Here is a 15,454-nt window from a genome sequence, read left to right as displayed (position 1 = left end):
AAGGCAGGCTCCGGAGAGGACGATGTGGCTGGCGTATCATGAGACAGCGCAACCCACATCCCGCGTTTGTGCCGGGGTGCTGTGCAGTGCCCCCTGATGACGACAGGTCCGACCACCGCCCGCTCGCAGTCTCGTGAACGGCGCTGAGGCATCTCGATTGACCTGTCTCAAAGTGACGAATTGGGTTGTGATCCATCCTTTCATCAGCAGTCCCGTCGGAAGCGCATGAAGGCAGCCGGCACCAAACACTGCACGATGCCTGGAGCGAGAACGACACATGGCCTACGCAACCACCTACCCCTACACGGGTGAAGTCCTCGAGACATTCCCCACCGCCACCGATGCCGAGGTCGCCCGCGCGATCGACGCGGCGCATGCGGCCTTCCTTGCCTGGCGCGAGACGTCCTTTGCCGCGCGCGGCGCGATCCTGCAAAAGGCAGCCGACCTGCTGCGCAAGGACGCCGACGCCTACGCAAAGCTCCTGACGCTCGAGATGGGCAAGCTGTTCACCGAAGCGAAGGCCGAGGTCGAATTGTCCGCGAAGATCTTCGAATATTACGTCCAGAATGCCGAAAGCCTGCTCCGGCCGGAGAAATTGACTGTCGCCGATCCCGCCGAGGGCGAGGCCGTCATCGTCTGCGAGCCGCTCGGCGTGCTGCTCGCGATCGAACCCTGGAACTTCCCTTACTACCAGATCGCCCGCATCATCGCCCCGCAGCTTTCGGCCGGCAACACCATGCTGCTGAAGCACGCCTCCAACGTGCCGCAGAGCGCGGCGGCGTTCGAACGGCTGATGCGTGAGGCGGGGCTGCCCGAGGGCGCCTTCATCAATCTCTACGCGACACGCTCGCAGGTCGAGACGATCATCAACGATCCGCGCGTCCATGGCGTGGCGCTCACGGGCTCGGAAGATGCCGGCGCGGTCGTCGCCGCGCAGGCCGGCAAGGCGCTGAAGAAGTCGACCATGGAGCTCGGCGGCGCCGACGCGTTCGTCGTGCTCGCCGACGCCGACATGGCCAAGACGATCAAATGGGCGGTGTTCGGCCGTCACTGGAACGGCGGCCAGGTCTGCGTCTCGTCCAAGCGCATGATCATCGTCGATGCGGTCTATGACGAATTTCTTGCGCGCTACCGCGAGGGCGTGGCCGGCCTCAGGGCGGGCGACCCCTTCGCCCCCGAAACCACGCTCGCGCCGCTCTCTTCGCAGGCGGCGGCCGACGAGATCAGAGAGAAGATCCGCCAGGCCGTTGCGCATGGCGCCAAGGCCGAGCAGGTCGGCCCGCCCGTCCCCAACCAGGGCGCCTTCGTGCAGCCGACGATCCTGACCGATGTCGCCGACGACAATCCGGCGCGCTACTGGGAATTCTTCGGCCCCGTCTCGATGCTATTTCGCGCCAGGGACGAGAATGATGCCGTGCGCATCGCCAATGATTCCCCGTTCGGCCTCGGCGGCTCGGTGTTCACCTCCGACACGAAGCACGGCGCGGACGTCGCCAGGAAGATCTCGACCGGCATGGTGTTCGTCAACCACCCGACCAAGGTCGAGGCCGACCTGCCCTTCGGCGGCATCCGCCGCTCCGGCTACGGACGCGAATTGCTGGGGCTCGGCCTCAAGGAGTTCGTCAATCACAAGCTGATCGACGTCGTCGACATCGACGCCCGGTTCTGACGGCGCGTCGTGCGTCACCCGCGCCGTGCGCGGCGCGGGTGACGTGCGATGGATGGGTCGGGCGATCGATACCCGTGGCTCCGGCTTCGGCCTACCCCTTTCGCCCCGTGCGCTTCTTCGCCTTCGCCGCGCGTTTGCGCCCCGGGGCTGCCGCGCGCGCGGGACCGCGTTCCGCGCGGCCGCCCGTGTCGGCGGTCAGCTCGGGACGCAGCCTCGCAAGCTTGGCGCGGTCCGGCAGCAGGTCCGCGAAGCCGTCGAGCACCCGCGGCGCGGGCGCACCGTCGCCGGCGACGGCCAGTGCACCTGCCGGCGCCGCGGTCTGGCTGAGCGCCTGCAAGCGCCGGCACGCCTCGCCGAGGTGATAGGCATCGCCGCCGAGCGCCACCCATTTGCCGACCTCGGGATGCAGCACGAGATTGGCCGAATGGTTGTCGCTGGCGCTGGACGGATAGTCGACGAACACGTCGATCCCCGACTGCACGCCCACCATCACGCCCTGCGCCGACCACGACACGGCGACGTCGACGCGGTAGCGGCCCGGTCGCTCGAAGGCAAAGCCCGCCGTGCTCCAGAACACCTTCGCCGAGGCCGTGACGCTCTTGCCGGGCTCGAGCTCGCTCAATTTTGCGTGCTCGCACAGGATCACGAAGGGCCTCACCGGGCGCTCGCGCCCCTCGGCATCGGTGACCGTGATCGACGCGAACAGGGCCTCGATGCCGACGTCGTTCGGCGTGCGCAGCGACACGCCGCTGGTGTTCGTCATCGTCCAGGTCAGATCCAGCGGCTGGCCGAGCGCGACGCGGTCGGTCGTAGCCGTCACCGCAAGCGTCAGCTCGGAAGGTTCGAAGTCGTGCCGGTCGGCGGCCTGCGGCGCGCCGGTCGGGAACCAGCTTGCGAACGGCCATCCGCCCGGACGAATGACCGGATCCGGCATGTGGTTCAGGTGATGACGGACGTTGGTGTTGTGCGCGAGCTTGATCTGATCCGGGAACACGCCGGGCTCGCCGGTCGCGGGACCTCCGAGCACGTCCGCCACGCTCGGCGTCGTGGTCATGATCGAGTTGTCGGCCGCCGTCTCCTGCTCCTGGTGGATCTGGTTCAGCGTGTGCGTCAGCTCGTGGGTCGCACTGCGCAGGAACGCACGCGGCACATCGCGCTGCTTCCTGTTCGCGGCGAGACCAAAGTTCGACGAGTCCGAGGTGGGATAGCCGTCATCGGAGAAGCTCGCGCAGCCTTCGCGGGGAACGCCGATCTGGTCGTACATGATGCCGCGCGAGCAGCCGAGCTTCGCAGGCACGACGATCATGTGCACGCGCCATTCGGCGTCCAGATTCGTAGCCGGATTGCGCACGGTCGTCATCAGCGCGTGCAGATCCGCAGAGCTCCAGCAGTTGGTCGGCACCACTCCTGATGGCACCGGGACGTTGAGCTGGTCCTGCACCACCGTCAGCTGCCAGCCGGTCCTGGCGAAGATCGTGTCGAAGAACTCCGTGCCGCCGGCGCCGTCGGGCACCGGTGCGGGCCGCACGGCGCCGACCAGCGTATCGATTTCCAGCGTCGCTCTGCGGAAGAATTTCGACACCCAGGCGAGCGAGACGCTGCCCTTGTCCACACCGCCCTCGAACAGCCGGCCCTCGTAGAACGGTCCGCCGGTCAGGGAGAACGGAAACGGCGCCGGCACCTTCGCAAGCTTCATCGTCACGGTGCGCGACGGCGTCGCCGGGAACGTGCCCTTGAACTGGCCGACCGGCGGCTGCGTGTAATTGAACTGCTCGGCGACGATGGTGAGCTCGCACTTCTTCGGCAGCGGGACCGCGACCGGCGCGGACACGCTGGTCACCCTGAGATAGGAATGATAGCGCGCGCGGGGGAAGATGGGGATCCTCGGCCTGCGGATCGGGAACGGAATAGCCGGCTCATCGACCGCGCTGAGCGAACCGGCGAGGCTCGTCAGCCCCGCGTCCGCTGTGGCTGCATCTCCGTCCTTGTTCCCCACCGGCGGCAACGGATGGGGGATCGGACCGATCACCGGCCGCTTCGAATAGAGATCGCCGCTGACGATCAGATGATCCGCGCCGCCGTCGGGCGCCGAGCGATCGACGCGCAGCGTGCCTTCGAAGGACACGAAGCCGGCCGTCGGCCTGAAGTTGATCTGGTAGCAGCCTTCGCGAAAGTCGAGCCTGCATAGTCTGAACGGCGGAAACGGCTGCAGATCGGTCGAGGCCGGCTGATCGCCGGAATCCTCATCGCTGATGCTGATCTGACGCGACAGCGGCACCTGCGGCTTCATGGCCGGCTCGACCGATGCCCCGGTCATCTTTGCAAGGCTGCCACTCGATTCATGCTCTGAGCAATTGCACATGTCGTAATCTCCTCGTTGAAATGACGAGGCGATCGACGTGAGCATCGGGCTCGTTCGCGGGTACGCCCGCGTTATCTCAAGTCAGCTGTGGCGTGCGCAGTCCTACGCGCGCCGATAGGTCACGACACAGCCCTCGGAATCCGTAAACTCAAACCGGTCGGCCTCGAGTGAAATGCGATAGGTCACAAGTTCATCGCTGGCCGTCCCGACGACGAGTGTGTTGGAATCCTCGAGACGGTAGATTCCCGCGTCCCACCACACCATGCCCTGCCCCTCGCCGCGCATGCCGCGGTAGGTGCCGGTCGAGAATGTGATGGTGGCGGGATATTTGTCCGCACACGCAGCCGCCGTGGTTTTGGTCCACGTACCAACCATGCTCTGTTCGTGTTTGTCAGCCATAGTGTCTCCATAGCTCTCATGGACCGACGCAATCGGCCGGTTGATGGCTATTTCAACATGTCGTTCTGGCGTGTGCAGCTCATTTCAGCTGATGTGGTGGCGGGCATCGCAATAAGCCCAATTCACCACGTACAATCACAGCAGGTGTTCTGTCGCATGATTGACGCAAGCGTGCGTGTGAGATGCTTCACATGAAGGTGCGACAATTGAGCGCCGAGAGGCTCGCGCCAACGCCAGACCTACTCCGTCATCAACCGGCTCGGCCAGCCCACGCGGACGAGCAGGTCGTCAGGGCCATTTAGCGCGAATTCATACATGCCCCACGGCTTGTGCTCGGCCGCGCGGCTCGGCTCGACGATCTCCGTGCACATCGCCGCGGCCAGGCCGCGGACCCGGGGCGTGTAGACGTAGACGCCAAACGGGTTGCTCCCCGGAATGAGCCAGCCTTCCACCGCCTGCTGCAAGTGCACCTCGCCACCAACATCTGACAGCATCCGATAGTCTTCGTAGCCTTGATCGACCGGTCTGAAGAAGCCGAGCCTGTTCCACCACCGTTCCGCTGCATCGAGGTCGTTGCAGGGAATGATTGCGACTACGCTCGACGTCTGCCGCTCGTCCATGACGCGATGGCTCCCGCCGAGGCGTGAACTCCGGCGACATGATACCGATCCTGCAAAACACAAGCCGCAGCGGACTGACAGGGAGGCACGAGCCCCCGCTTGACGCTTGCAGTCGGCCCTTACTTCTATATATTCGGAATATGCCGAATATGTCAAACAAGACCAGCAGGGACGAGCAGCGGTTCACGGAGGACGTGGCACGGCTGCTCACGCCCTGGGGCGTGCCGCCCGTCGCCGCCCGTCTCTATGGCTATTTGCTTCTCTGCCCTCGCCCCGTCAGCCTCGACCAGATCACCGAAAGCCTCGGGATCAGCAAGAGCAGCGCAAGCGTAGCCGCTCGGCTGCTCGAGAGTTACACGCTGGCGCGTCGCCATAGCGAGCCTGGGACAAAACGCGCGCTTTATGCCGTAGCAGACGACTACGAAGCCATGATCCGGCAGCAGAATCGTCTGCTCGACGCCTTGGCCGGGCAGTTGAACGCCGGGGCTGAAATAGCTGCGTCCAAGGCGGCAAGCGCGCGTCTCAGGGAGATGGCCGACTTCTATCGGGTCATGCGGGGCGCCATGGAGGACGCCATGAGCCGCTGGACACGTGGCCGACGACGGCAATGAGGAAACCCGCAGCGGCGCTGGCCGTGCGGAAGACTCCGAACCTTCGACGGGAAAGGCAGAAACAATGGGTCTCGTTCTCAATCTCATCGTGCAGACAATCGTCTGGTTCGGCTTCATGGGCGCGATCATCTTTGGTGCTGCAGGCACGACGGACTACACCGGCGGATGGCTCTATCTCGGCGTGATGGTCTTATCCTCAGTCGTGTTTGGGACAATCATGGCGCGCGTGGATCCGAGCCTGCTCAGAGAGCGCCTCAAGCCGCCCCTGCAGAAAGATCAGCCGCTCGCGGACAAGCTGATTCTCATCCCGATCCTGCTCCTCATATTTGGAGGAATGGGCTTCATGGTGGCGGATGCGGCGCGCTGGCGCTGGTCGGCAATGCCATCTTCCGTGCAGTGGGCAGGCTGCGGGCTCCTGCTGGCGGCAATGCTGTTCATTTACTGGATCATGCGCACGAACAGCTTCGCGGCGCCGGTCGTGAAACTGCAGAAGGACCGCGGGCAGGCCGTCATCACAACAGGCCCCTATGCCATCGTCCGCCATCCCATGTATTTCGGCACGCTCTTCTACGTCGCCGGGACATCGCTCGTGCTCGGCTCGTGGTGGGGACTTGCGACGGTCCCCATCCTCGCCCTCTTGTTCGGCATCCGGATCGGCATCGAGGAGCAGACGCTGCGCGCGGGTCTCGAGGGCTATGACGACTACGCGCGCCGTGTGCGCCGGCGCCTGATTCCGTTCATCTGGTGAGACGGGTACGTCCTGCATGGCAACGCGAGAACGATCGCCTGCGATCGCTGACACAACATCGCCTTAGTACGACGCTGCATCAGGCTCGCGATACGGACAGCCCCGCGAGAAGCGGCGCGTACGCGGTGAGCCTGCGGGATACGAACTCGGTGAAGAGCCGCACGCGCTTCGTCTTGCGTGTCTCGCCCTGTGTGAGAAGCCAAACCGTTCCGTACATGTGCAGGTCGGTGCCCGGCACCCTCACCAGCAGGGGGTCGGCATCGCCGACGAAGCACGGCAGTGTCGTGATCCCGAGCCCTTGCCGTACGGCAGCGATCTGCGCGCCGGCATCCGTGACCCTGAACGGACCGCCCGTGGTGCGAACCTCACCCTCGCTGGCCCAATCCGGAATCCCATGCATGCTGATGACGATCCACCTGACAGGATCAGGCGCGCCCGCACGCCACGCGGCCAGTCGATCCCTGGACATGTAGACGGCGCCGAACAGCTCCGGTCCCTTCAGGCCGTGAAGATTGAGCGGCAGGGTTTTGCGGTCGTAGACGACGCGGATCGCGACGTCGGCCTCCCGGTTGGTCAGATTTGCCAACTCGCCGAACGACAGGATTTCCATCTCGATGTCCGGATGCAGACGCGCGAAATCGGCGAAATCAGGCATGAGCAGGTGTGTCGCCAGCGGCGGCGCCAGCGTCACCCGCAGAAGCCCGCGCACGCTCTGGTCGCGCCCGAAGACGCGCGTCTCCAGCAGGTGCGAAGACGTTTCCATCTGGTCCGCGAACTCGAGGACCTCCTCGCCTGCAGCCGTCAGGCGGTAGCCCGAAGGCAGCTTTTCGAACATATGGACCCCGAGGCGCTCCTCGAGCTGGGCGATGCGTCGCAGCACGGTCGCGTGGTTCACACCGAGGCGCTCGGCGGCAGCCCGCACCGAGCCTCCGCGCGCGACGGCAAGAAAGTAACGAACGTCATCCCAGTCGATCATGGTGCAATCCCGCACCGCACGGTGCGCCTTCCAAAGCCCGTGTCCAACACATCGAGCGGCGTCTCGTATGTGGGTAGCACGGGCAGCGATCACAGCCCCATGCCGGCAAGTACGGCCCAATTCCGACCGGCGGACACCGCTCGTCGCGGCTGGCGTCGATCGTCCAGCCGGTTCGATTTCGCACCATCGATGTGCGCGCTTCCGCACTCAACACCTGACCCCTGCGGACCCATTTCGAGGTTCTCGGAGGCAGATGCTGCCCCGACACCACGAATGGAGAAGTCATGGGAAAGCTTGAAGGTAAGGTCGCAGTCGTCACGGGTGGATCGAGCGGTATGGCGCTGGCGAGCGCCAGGCGGTTCGTTGAAGAAGGCGCCTATGTTTTCATCACGGGCCGGAGGCAGCAGGCGCTCGACGAGGCCGTCAAGCTGATTGGCCAGAACGTGATCGGCGTGCGCGGCGACGCGGCCAATCTCGACGACCTCGACCGTCTGTTCGACACGGTCAAGCGGGACAAGGGTAGGATCGACGTCCTCTACGCGAGCGCCGGCATGGGGGAAGCCGTTCCGCTCGGCGAGATTACCGAGCAGCATTTCGATGCAACCTTCGGCCTGAATACGCGCGGCACGCTGTTCACGGTTCAGAAGGCGCTGCCGCTGTTCCGCGATGGCGGATCGATCTTCATGACCGGGTCCGTTGCGTCGGTGAAAGGTTTTCCCGGTTACGGCGTGTATGCGGCGAGCAAGGCGGCGCTGCGCTCATTCGCACGCACGTGGCTCAACGAACTGAAGGGCAGGAATATCCGGGTGAACGTGCTGAGCCCGGGGCCGATCGCCACACCGATGCAGGACCAGGTTCTCACCGAGGACGCGAAGCGGATGTTCGAATCCCTGATCCCCAGGGGAACGATGGGTCGTCCTGAGGAAATCGCGGCGGTCGCGCTGTTTCTTGCCTCAGACGATTCAAGCTTCGTGAACGGGGTGGAGTTGTCCGTCGACGGCGGCTTCTCGGCCATCTGAAAATAGGAGACGTATGATGAGCTACGCAATCATAGGATTCGGCAAGATAGGCCAGGCCCTCGCCCATGCCTTCGCCCGCAGGAACATCGACGTATCAGTCGCGAGCCGCCGGCCGCCCGAGACGTTGGCGCCGCAGGCTCGGGCGATCGGACCCACGGTCGTCGCCAGGTCGCTGGAGGACGCACTCGAGGCCGACACCATCATTCTGGCGGTCCCGTTCGGGGAGCATCGCGCGGTTGCGAAGGCCCTGCCGAGTTGGCAAGGCAAGACGATCATCGACGCGACGAACGGCTTTGGAGAAGAGCTGGACGGTCTTCTGTCCTCCGCCGTCGTCGCGAAGGCGTTCACCGGAGCCAGGTTCGTGAAAGGTTTCAATCATCTGATTGCAGCCAAACTGGCTACCGATCCGGTCGTCGAGGGCGGCCACCGGGTCGTCTTTCTGTCCAGCGACGACGAGGACGCGATCGTTCCCGTCGCGGCCTTGGCGAAACAACTCGGCTTCGCACCCGTGAAGCTCGGAAAGCTCAACGAGGGTGGCGCGCTGGTGCACGCGCGCGGCCGCACCTGGGGCCCGCTGGTCTTCCAGGATTTGTTCAGGAAGGAGCAGTAATCGATCTATGGCCGTGATCGACGCCGAGAACCGGTCGCGCGCTGACTTCTTCGAACATTACGGTGACAGTGAATTCAACTCGCAAGCCTTCTTTAGCGAGCGATAGTCAAATGCACTGTCACCGTAATCCCGATCCCTCAAACTGAGACTTCGGCTCACCGCTTCCGACCTTTCTGCACGCCGCAGTACGCCACATTGCGCTGTTCGCGGAAGCGCGATAGTTTTCAGACCTCGATCAGGCTTATGTGACGACGCGACCGGGAAGAAATGAGATAGACGCTCCAAAACCACGCCAAACTGCCCGATGACAACCGGTCCCCTACTCCCACTCAATCGTCCCGGGCGGCTTGCTGGTCACGTCGTACACCACCCGGTTCACGCCCTTCACCTCGTTGATGATGCGCGTGGCGGTCTCGCCTAAGAACTTCATGTCGAACTGGTAGAAGTCCGCGGTCATGCCGTCGGTGGAGGTGACGGCGCGCAGACCCACGACGTAGTCGTAGGTGCGGCCGTCGCCCATGACGCCCACCGTCTTCACGGGGAGCAGCACCGCAAAAGCCTGCCAGATGTCGTCGTAGAGGCCGTGCTTGCGGATCTGGTCGATGTAGACGGCATCGGCCTTGCGCAGGATGTCGAGCTTGTCGCTTGTGATGTCGCCGGGGCAGCGGATGGCGAGGCCCGGGCCCGGGAACGGGTGGCGGCCGACGAAGATTTCGGGCAGGCCGAGCTCGCGCCCTAACTTGCGCACCTCGTCCTTGAACAGCTCGCGCAGGGGCTCGACGAGCTTCATGTTCATGCGTTCAGGGAGACCGCCGACATTGTGGTGCGACTTGATGGTGACTGAAGGTCCGCCGGTGAACGAGACGCTCTCGATCACATCAGGATAGAGCGTGCCTTGCGCGAGGAAGTCGGCGCCGCCGATCTTCTTGGCCTCGGCCTCGAACACCTCGATGAAGAGGCGGCCGATGGTCTTGCGCTTGGTCTCGGGGTCGGTGACGCCTTCGAGTTCGCCCAAAAACTGCTTCGACGCATCCACGTGCACGAGCGGGATGTTGTAGTGGTGGCGGAACAGGTCAACCACCTGCTCGGCCTCGTTGAGGCGCATCAAGCCGTGATCGACGAACACACACGTCAGCTGGTCGCCGATGGCTTCGTGGATCAGCACGGCCGCGACGGCCGAATCGACGCCGCCGGAGAGGCCGCAGATCACCTTGCCCTTGCCGACCTGGGCGCGGATCTTGGCAATCTCCTCCTCGCGGAAGGCGCGCATGGTCCAGTCGCCGGTGAGGCCGGCGATCTTGCGCACGAAGTTGCGGATCAGCTTGGCGCCGTCGGGCGTGTGCACCACTTCGGGGTGGAACATCAGGCCGTAATATTTGCGCTTCTCGTCCTGGATGATCGCGAAGGGCGCGTTCGGCGAGGTGCCGGCCACCGAGAAGCCCGGCGGCATCTTGGTGATGCGGTCGCCATGGCTCATCCAGACCTGGTTCTTGCTGCCTGATGACCAGACGTCCTCGAACAGCTTGCTCTGCGCCTTCACCTCGACATCGGCGCGGCCGAATTCGCGGTGATGGCCGCCCTCGACCTCACCGCCGAGCTGCGCCGCCATGGTCATCTGGCCGTAGCAGATGCCCATCACGGGCACGCCGGAGGCGAAGATCAATTGCGGGGCGCGCGGAGAGCCGGCCTCGTGCACCGATTCCGGCCCGCCGGAGAGGATCACCGCCTTCGGCTTCATCTCCTTGAAGGCCTCTTCGGCCTTGTTGAACGGGACGATCTCGCAATAGACGCCGTCCTCGCGCACGCGACGCGCGATCAGCTGCGTCACCTGGCTGCCGAAGTCGACGATGAGAATCTTGTCATGCGCCGAGGCCACGGAGGGCGTCGACGCGGAGCGGTCGTTCTGTGCTGCTGTCATGGCAAGCAGATACGCGACCACGCCCCGGCCCGCAACCGCGCAGGTTTGCACGCCCACATTCTTCTTTGGGCATGGACAAATGCATATAGGTCAGTATTATTGACCTAATTGCCCCCGCGCTTCAATCCGGGGCCGATCAGGGAGAATGCCATGCCACAGCACCATCAGCCATCATCGCTTGCCGCGCTCGGCCGGACCTGGGTCGAGGCCTGGAATGCGCGCGATCTCGAACGCGTGCTGACACTCTATGACGAGGCCGCCGTGATGACATCGGACCGCATCCCGGCGCTGGGGTTCGATGCCAGCGGCACCGTGCGCGGCAAGGACGCGTTGCGGGCCTATTGGGGCAAGGCGCTCGCCCTGCTGCCTGACCTGCACTTCTCCCTGATCGACGTGTTCGTCAGCCCTGACAGCGTCGTGGTGTTTTACGCGAACGAGCGGGGCAAGAAGATCTGCGAGTATCTGCGGGTGAACGACGCGGGTCTGATCGTGCAGGGGTCGGCGAACCATCTGCCGCAGTGACGCCTGCGTGGGTTGCTGTCCCCGCCGCGGCTTGTCGTGTGCAGACGGTGCCACCCCACCCACCGCTGTCATTCCCCGCGAAAGCGGGGAATCCAGTACGCCGCGGCTTCTCCGTATCACGGCACGGCCTCTGGAATACTGGATCGCCCGCTCCAGTGCGCAAGTGCGCACAAGGCGGGCGATGACACCTTGAGCGGGGTGCGAGCGTGCCCCAAGCCCGTCATCGCGAGACAAAATTGCGGAGCAATTTTGCGCTGACGCGACGAAGCAATCCAGACGGCCTCCGCGGATGCATTTCTGGATTGCTTCGCTGCGCCCGCAATGACGGAGACTGCGGCGGCAGCGTACGCTAACACCAGCATTGCCGGCTCTGAGACAGGACCTCCCCCATGAAACTCCCCACCTCCCCCTTCACCGTCACCGACTGGAGCAAGGTCGAGCCGACCAAGCATGCCGGCGAGACCGGCCAGGCGCTGTGGCGCACGCTCAACATCGGGGATCTCCGGGTGCGGATGGTCGAGTATTCGCCGGGCTATCTCGCCGACCATTGGTGCGACCGCGGCCACGTCATCTTCGTGGTCAAGGGCGAGCTCGATTCGGAGCTGCGCGACGGCCGCAAGTTCAAGCTCACGGCGGGGATGAGCTACCAGGTCTCCGACTTCGGCGACGCCGCGCACCGGTCCTCGACGGCCACCGGGGCGACGCTGTTTATCGTCGATTGAGATGCGCCGGAGCGGTTAATTTGCACCGCAAAATAGAAAATCCGGGCGAGGTGCCGGGTGGCGGGTGGTGCCTTGAAGTGGCCCAAAATTCTCGCTATATTGTGATCATCGATACTTGGCCGAACGACTGGGCCGCTTCGCCTCGTCTAAGACAGGCGCGCACGCTTCAGATGATTTCTCCAAAACATCGACTCATCAGGACTATGGGCGCAGTGCTGCGTACCGGTCCGCGTGCGTATCCTCTCTAACTAACTAAAGGAAATTCCCATGGCTATGGGCACCGTGAAGTGGTTCAACACCCAAAAGGGTTATGGTTTCATCCAGCCGGACGACGGCCAGAAGGACGTGTTCGTGCACATCAGCGCCGTCGAGCGCGCTGGCCTCTCCTCCCTCAACGAGGGTCAGAAGGTCTCGTTCGACATCGTCGCCGACCGTCGCAGCGGCAAGTCGTCGGCTGATAATCTCCGCGTCGGCTAATCGCCCGCGCACCAGCGCTTCTGACCACGGACGTACCGGCAGAGCGCGAGAACTTGAAAGCCCCGTGACCGGGATTCGGTCTGCGGGGCTTTTGTTTTGGGGGGCCCAACGGCCGTCATTCCGGGGCGCCCGGAGGGCGAACCCGGAATCCATCGCGCGGCGGTCCCTGCGGCTCGATGGATTCCGGGTTCTCGCTTCGCGAGCCCCGGAATGACAACGTTGATCAGGCGGTCTTCTTCAGCACCGAGACGAAGAAGCCATCCGTCCCCGTCCGGCGCGGCGTCATCAGCCAGCCCTCGGGCGATTGCAGCGCGGCTTTTGCGAAATCTTCCGCCTTGTCCCAGAGCACGCTCGCGATCTGCTCGGGTGGGACCACCGCGAACTCCGGGTGACGGCCGATGAACGCCCTCACCTGCTCGCCGTTCTCTTCCGCCAGCACCGAGCAGGTGATGTAGGCGATGCGGCCACCTAGCTTCACCAGCGGCACGGCGCGCTCCAGCACCTCGGCCTGGTCGCGCAGGCGAATCTCCAGCGCACCCGGCCGCATCCGCCATTTGGCGTCGGGGTTGCGGCGCCAGGTGCCGGTTCCCGTGCAGGGGGCGTCGATCACAACGAGATCGGCCGTGGCACTGATGTCGGCCAGCGGATCGGCCTCGCCCTTGGGCGTGCGGACATCGGCATTGTGGACGCCGGCGCGCGACAGGCGTTCGTGAATGGGCGCAAGCTGCCGCTTGTCGCTATCGGTCGCGATCAACCGGCCTTTGCCCTGCATCATGGCGGCGAGCGCCAGCGTCTTGCCGCCGGCGCCGGCGCACAGATCAATCACCTGCTCGCCGGGTTTTGCCGCGGTGAACTGGGCCGCAAGCTGCGATCCCTCATCCTGCACTTCAACGGCGCCCTTGATGAAATCCTCCTCGGCCTGGATGCCGGGGTTGCGCGCATCGGCGGAAAGCTCGATGCGCAGGCCGGTTGCAGACCAGGGCGTCGGTTTCGCATGAAGATGAGCAAGCGCCCGCAGCACCTTGTCACGATTGGACTTTAGCGTGTTGACGCGCAGGTCCAGCGGCGCCCGGCTCGCCATCGCGGCCGCCTCCGCCGCACGGTCCTCGCCGAACACCTTTGCCAGATGCGGATCGAGCCATTCGGGGTAGTCGCCGGCGATCGCAGCGGGAGCGTCCCTGAGGGAGCGATGGCTGAGCGCCGCCTGCTCGGCCTCCGTCAGCGGCGCCGGCGCAAACCGGCTGCCGTCGAACAGGGCGGCCATGGTGGCCGCGTCCATGTCGCGCTCGAGACGGAGCATGCCGATCAGCCGCGCCCGCGCGGTGTCGGCGTCCATCAGGAAGGCGCTCGAGGCATAGCGGCGCAGCACGTCCCAGACGAGGCCGGCAATCGCGGCGCGGTCGCCGGAGCCGGCGAAGCGGTGCGCGGTGCCCCACTCCTTCAGTGCCTTGGCCGCGGGCACGCGGTCTCTCTCGATGGTATCGATCAGTTCGATGGCTGCGGACAGCCGGGCAGCGGGGGTCATTTCAAATCTTTCAGATGAAATCCGACCGTTAAAAGTCAGATCAACAAGAGCATTCTCAGCGCGAAGTAGATCCACATCACCAGCAGCACCAGCACGCCGGCGAGCCAGATCGTCGAGCGGCGGCCGAGATCGTTCGAGGAGACGAACACGCCGGCATGGGCGAACCGTGTCACCACGAACACCCATGACATCAGCACGATGAAGAGATCGACATGGCGCAAGGGGAGCGCCAGCGCGATCAGGGCGTAGAACAGCAACGGCAGCTCGAACTGGTTGCGGTAGCAATTGGCGATTTGCGTGGTGCTCTTGGGCCAGTTCGGCTCGCCCAGCGCAATGTCGCGGATCTTGGTCTCGCCCGAGACCAGCGCCTTGCGGCGCCCGAAGACCATGCCGATCAGAAGCGCGAAGGTGAGACCGACCTGCACGAAGACAGGCAGCAGGACCATTTGGACAGACATCGGAACTTTCCCGTAAGGCGGAACACCGCGGACCGTCATTAGCCGCGACTTCTGACGCTGACAATCAGCGAGTTGAACCGGTGTTCCCGCTCTTGCGACCAACCACCGATTGTTAAAGCAATTTCGTCCCCTTTGGGGCGCAAGGCGAGCGACCGCCATGAACACCCTCTCCGGCCTGATCGGCCCCCTTGCCGAATCCGCCAGCGACCGGCTCGGCATCCTGATGTCGGCGCTGTCAGGTATCGCGATGGCGCTCGCGGTCGCGCTGGCGATGACGGTGTATTTCCGCCTGGGCTATCGGATGAGCTATTCCCCTTGGCGCGATGTCGTCAGGCATGGCCTCGCCACGCTCGCCGCCGTCGCCCTGTTCGCCTTCGCCGCCTCCGACGTGCGCCACGCTGCGCTCGCCTATCTCGGCCTCAACCCGTCCAAGCCTGCGGTCGAGTTCGAGATCCGCATGCCCAGGGAGACGCTGACGGCTGTATCCGACACCCAGATCGAGCTGCATACCGACCGCAACCAGACGCTGGCGCTGGTCGACGGCGTGCGCGACCTCGCCGACGGCCGCGCACTGCTGCGCGGCGCGGTGGCGCTCAACCACCGCACCGCCGACCGCGTGCTGGTGGTGAACCTGCCCGGCAAGGGCACGTTCGAATTCCGCCTCCGCCTTCCGGCCGAGCCGCATCGCTCCGAGCAGTTCGGCCCCTGGCATCTCGCCGACCGCATCGCCTCGCCGGTGACGGGCAGCATCGCGCCGCAGGACGCCTACACGATCCGCTATCGCGTGCTTTAAACATTGTTCGATCGCGGATGATGCG

General features: G+C 64.6%; 16 protein-coding genes. 9 read left to right on the top strand and 7 right to left on the bottom strand.

Annotation, left to right across the window (positions count from 1 at the left end; all coding sequences use genetic code 11):
• The first annotated feature begins 277 nt into the window (after window positions 1-277).
• Entirely contained in the window at window positions 278-1,669 is a 1,392-nt protein-coding gene (locus BJA_RS19830; protein ID WP_011086774.1) for an NAD-dependent succinate-semialdehyde dehydrogenase, read from the top strand.
• 91 nt (window positions 1,670-1,760) lie between these two features.
• Here BJA_RS19830 and BJA_RS19825 read toward each other — a convergent pair whose 3' ends face one another.
• The 3 genes from BJA_RS19825 to BJA_RS19815 form a co-directional block, all read right to left on the bottom strand.
• Window positions 1,761-3,986: a hypothetical protein gene (locus BJA_RS19825; RefSeq protein ID WP_244423867.1), complete on the bottom strand. Its 2,226-nt coding sequence runs from the start codon at window positions 3,984-3,986 to the stop codon at window positions 1,761-1,763.
• A 147-nt stretch (window positions 3,987-4,133) separates the two neighbouring features.
• Window positions 4,134-4,430 carry a hypothetical protein gene (locus BJA_RS19820; protein ID WP_011086772.1) on the bottom strand — a complete coding sequence of 99 codons (297 nt, stop codon included), beginning with the start codon at window positions 4,428-4,430 and terminating at the stop codon, window positions 4,134-4,136.
• 239 nt (window positions 4,431-4,669) lie between these two features.
• Window positions 4,670-5,050, bottom strand: coding sequence for a glyoxalase (locus BJA_RS19815; RefSeq protein WP_011086771.1), 381 nt, complete (start codon window positions 5,048-5,050; stop codon window positions 4,670-4,672).
• Between the two features lie 149 nt (window positions 5,051-5,199).
• Here BJA_RS19815 and BJA_RS19810 point away from each other — a divergent pair, with 149 nt between their 5' ends.
• Together BJA_RS19810 and BJA_RS19805 are read left to right on the top strand one after the other, a co-directional pair.
• Window positions 5,200-5,661 (top strand): GbsR/MarR family transcriptional regulator, encoded by a 462-nt coding sequence (locus BJA_RS19810; protein ID WP_038967648.1) that lies wholly within the window; start codon window positions 5,200-5,202, stop codon window positions 5,659-5,661.
• 64 nt (window positions 5,662-5,725) lie between these two features.
• Entirely contained in the window at window positions 5,726-6,409 is a 684-nt protein-coding gene (locus tag BJA_RS19805; RefSeq protein ID WP_038967639.1) for a methyltransferase family protein, read from the top strand.
• 79 nt (window positions 6,410-6,488) lie between these two features.
• Here BJA_RS19805 and BJA_RS19800 read toward each other — a convergent pair whose 3' ends face one another.
• The gene (locus BJA_RS19800; RefSeq protein ID WP_038967638.1) at window positions 6,489-7,385 is read right to left on the bottom strand and encodes a LysR family transcriptional regulator; all 897 of its coding nucleotides are present in this window, start codon (window positions 7,383-7,385) and stop codon (window positions 6,489-6,491) included.
• Between the two features lie 284 nt (window positions 7,386-7,669).
• Between BJA_RS19800 and BJA_RS19795 the strand changes: the two genes are divergently transcribed.
• Both BJA_RS19795 and BJA_RS19790 read left to right on the top strand, forming a co-directional pair.
• A complete protein-coding gene (locus BJA_RS19795) occupies window positions 7,670-8,404 on the top strand; it encodes an SDR family NAD(P)-dependent oxidoreductase (protein ID WP_011086767.1) in 735 nt (244 codons plus the stop codon).
• A gap of 16 nt (window positions 8,405-8,420) precedes the next feature.
• Window positions 8,421-9,014, top strand: a complete 594-nt coding sequence (locus tag BJA_RS19790; RefSeq protein ID WP_038967647.1) for an NADPH-dependent F420 reductase — start codon at window positions 8,421-8,423, stop codon at window positions 9,012-9,014.
• A gap of 319 nt (window positions 9,015-9,333) precedes the next feature.
• Here BJA_RS19790 and guaA read toward each other — a convergent pair whose 3' ends face one another.
• On the bottom strand, window positions 9,334-10,932 hold the full coding sequence (gene guaA, locus BJA_RS19785; protein ID WP_038966922.1) for a glutamine-hydrolyzing GMP synthase: 1,599 nt from the start codon (window positions 10,930-10,932) through the stop codon (window positions 9,334-9,336).
• Window positions 10,933-11,082: 150 nt separating this feature from the next.
• On the opposite strand from guaA, the gene BJA_RS19780 reads away from it, so the two are divergent.
• The 3 genes from BJA_RS19780 to BJA_RS19770 all read left to right on the top strand — a co-directional run bounded on the left by BJA_RS19780 (window position 11,083) and on the right by BJA_RS19770 (window position 12,653).
• Window positions 11,083-11,454: a nuclear transport factor 2 family protein gene (locus BJA_RS19780; protein ID WP_011086764.1), complete on the top strand. Its 372-nt coding sequence runs from the start codon at window positions 11,083-11,085 to the stop codon at window positions 11,452-11,454.
• A gap of 389 nt (window positions 11,455-11,843) precedes the next feature.
• The gene (locus tag BJA_RS19775; RefSeq protein ID WP_011086763.1) at window positions 11,844-12,176 is read left to right on the top strand and encodes a DHCW motif cupin fold protein; all 333 of its coding nucleotides are present in this window, start codon (window positions 11,844-11,846) and stop codon (window positions 12,174-12,176) included.
• Between the two features lie 267 nt (window positions 12,177-12,443).
• The gene (locus BJA_RS19770; protein ID WP_008141931.1) at window positions 12,444-12,653 is read left to right on the top strand and encodes a cold-shock protein; all 210 of its coding nucleotides are present in this window, start codon (window positions 12,444-12,446) and stop codon (window positions 12,651-12,653) included.
• A gap of 223 nt (window positions 12,654-12,876) precedes the next feature.
• Here BJA_RS19770 and BJA_RS19765 read toward each other — a convergent pair whose 3' ends face one another.
• A complete protein-coding gene (locus BJA_RS19765; RefSeq protein ID WP_011086762.1) occupies window positions 12,877-14,178 on the bottom strand; it encodes an RsmB/NOP family class I SAM-dependent RNA methyltransferase in 1,302 nt (433 codons plus the stop codon).
• 35 nt (window positions 14,179-14,213) lie between these two features.
• A complete protein-coding gene (locus BJA_RS19760; protein ID WP_028171008.1) occupies window positions 14,214-14,636 on the bottom strand; it encodes an MAPEG family protein in 423 nt (140 codons plus the stop codon).
• A gap of 157 nt (window positions 14,637-14,793) precedes the next feature.
• Here BJA_RS19760 and BJA_RS19755 point away from each other — a divergent pair, with 157 nt between their 5' ends.
• A complete protein-coding gene (locus BJA_RS19755) occupies window positions 14,794-15,429 on the top strand; it encodes a hypothetical protein (protein ID WP_038966895.1) in 636 nt (211 codons plus the stop codon).
• Window positions 15,430-15,454: the final 25 nt, after the last annotated feature.

The sequence above is a fragment of the Bradyrhizobium diazoefficiens USDA 110 genome (assembly GCF_000011365.1).
GTDB lineage: Bacteria > Pseudomonadota > Alphaproteobacteria > Rhizobiales > Xanthobacteraceae > Bradyrhizobium > Bradyrhizobium diazoefficiens.
This window is presented reverse-complemented; position numbering and strand designations above follow the sequence as displayed.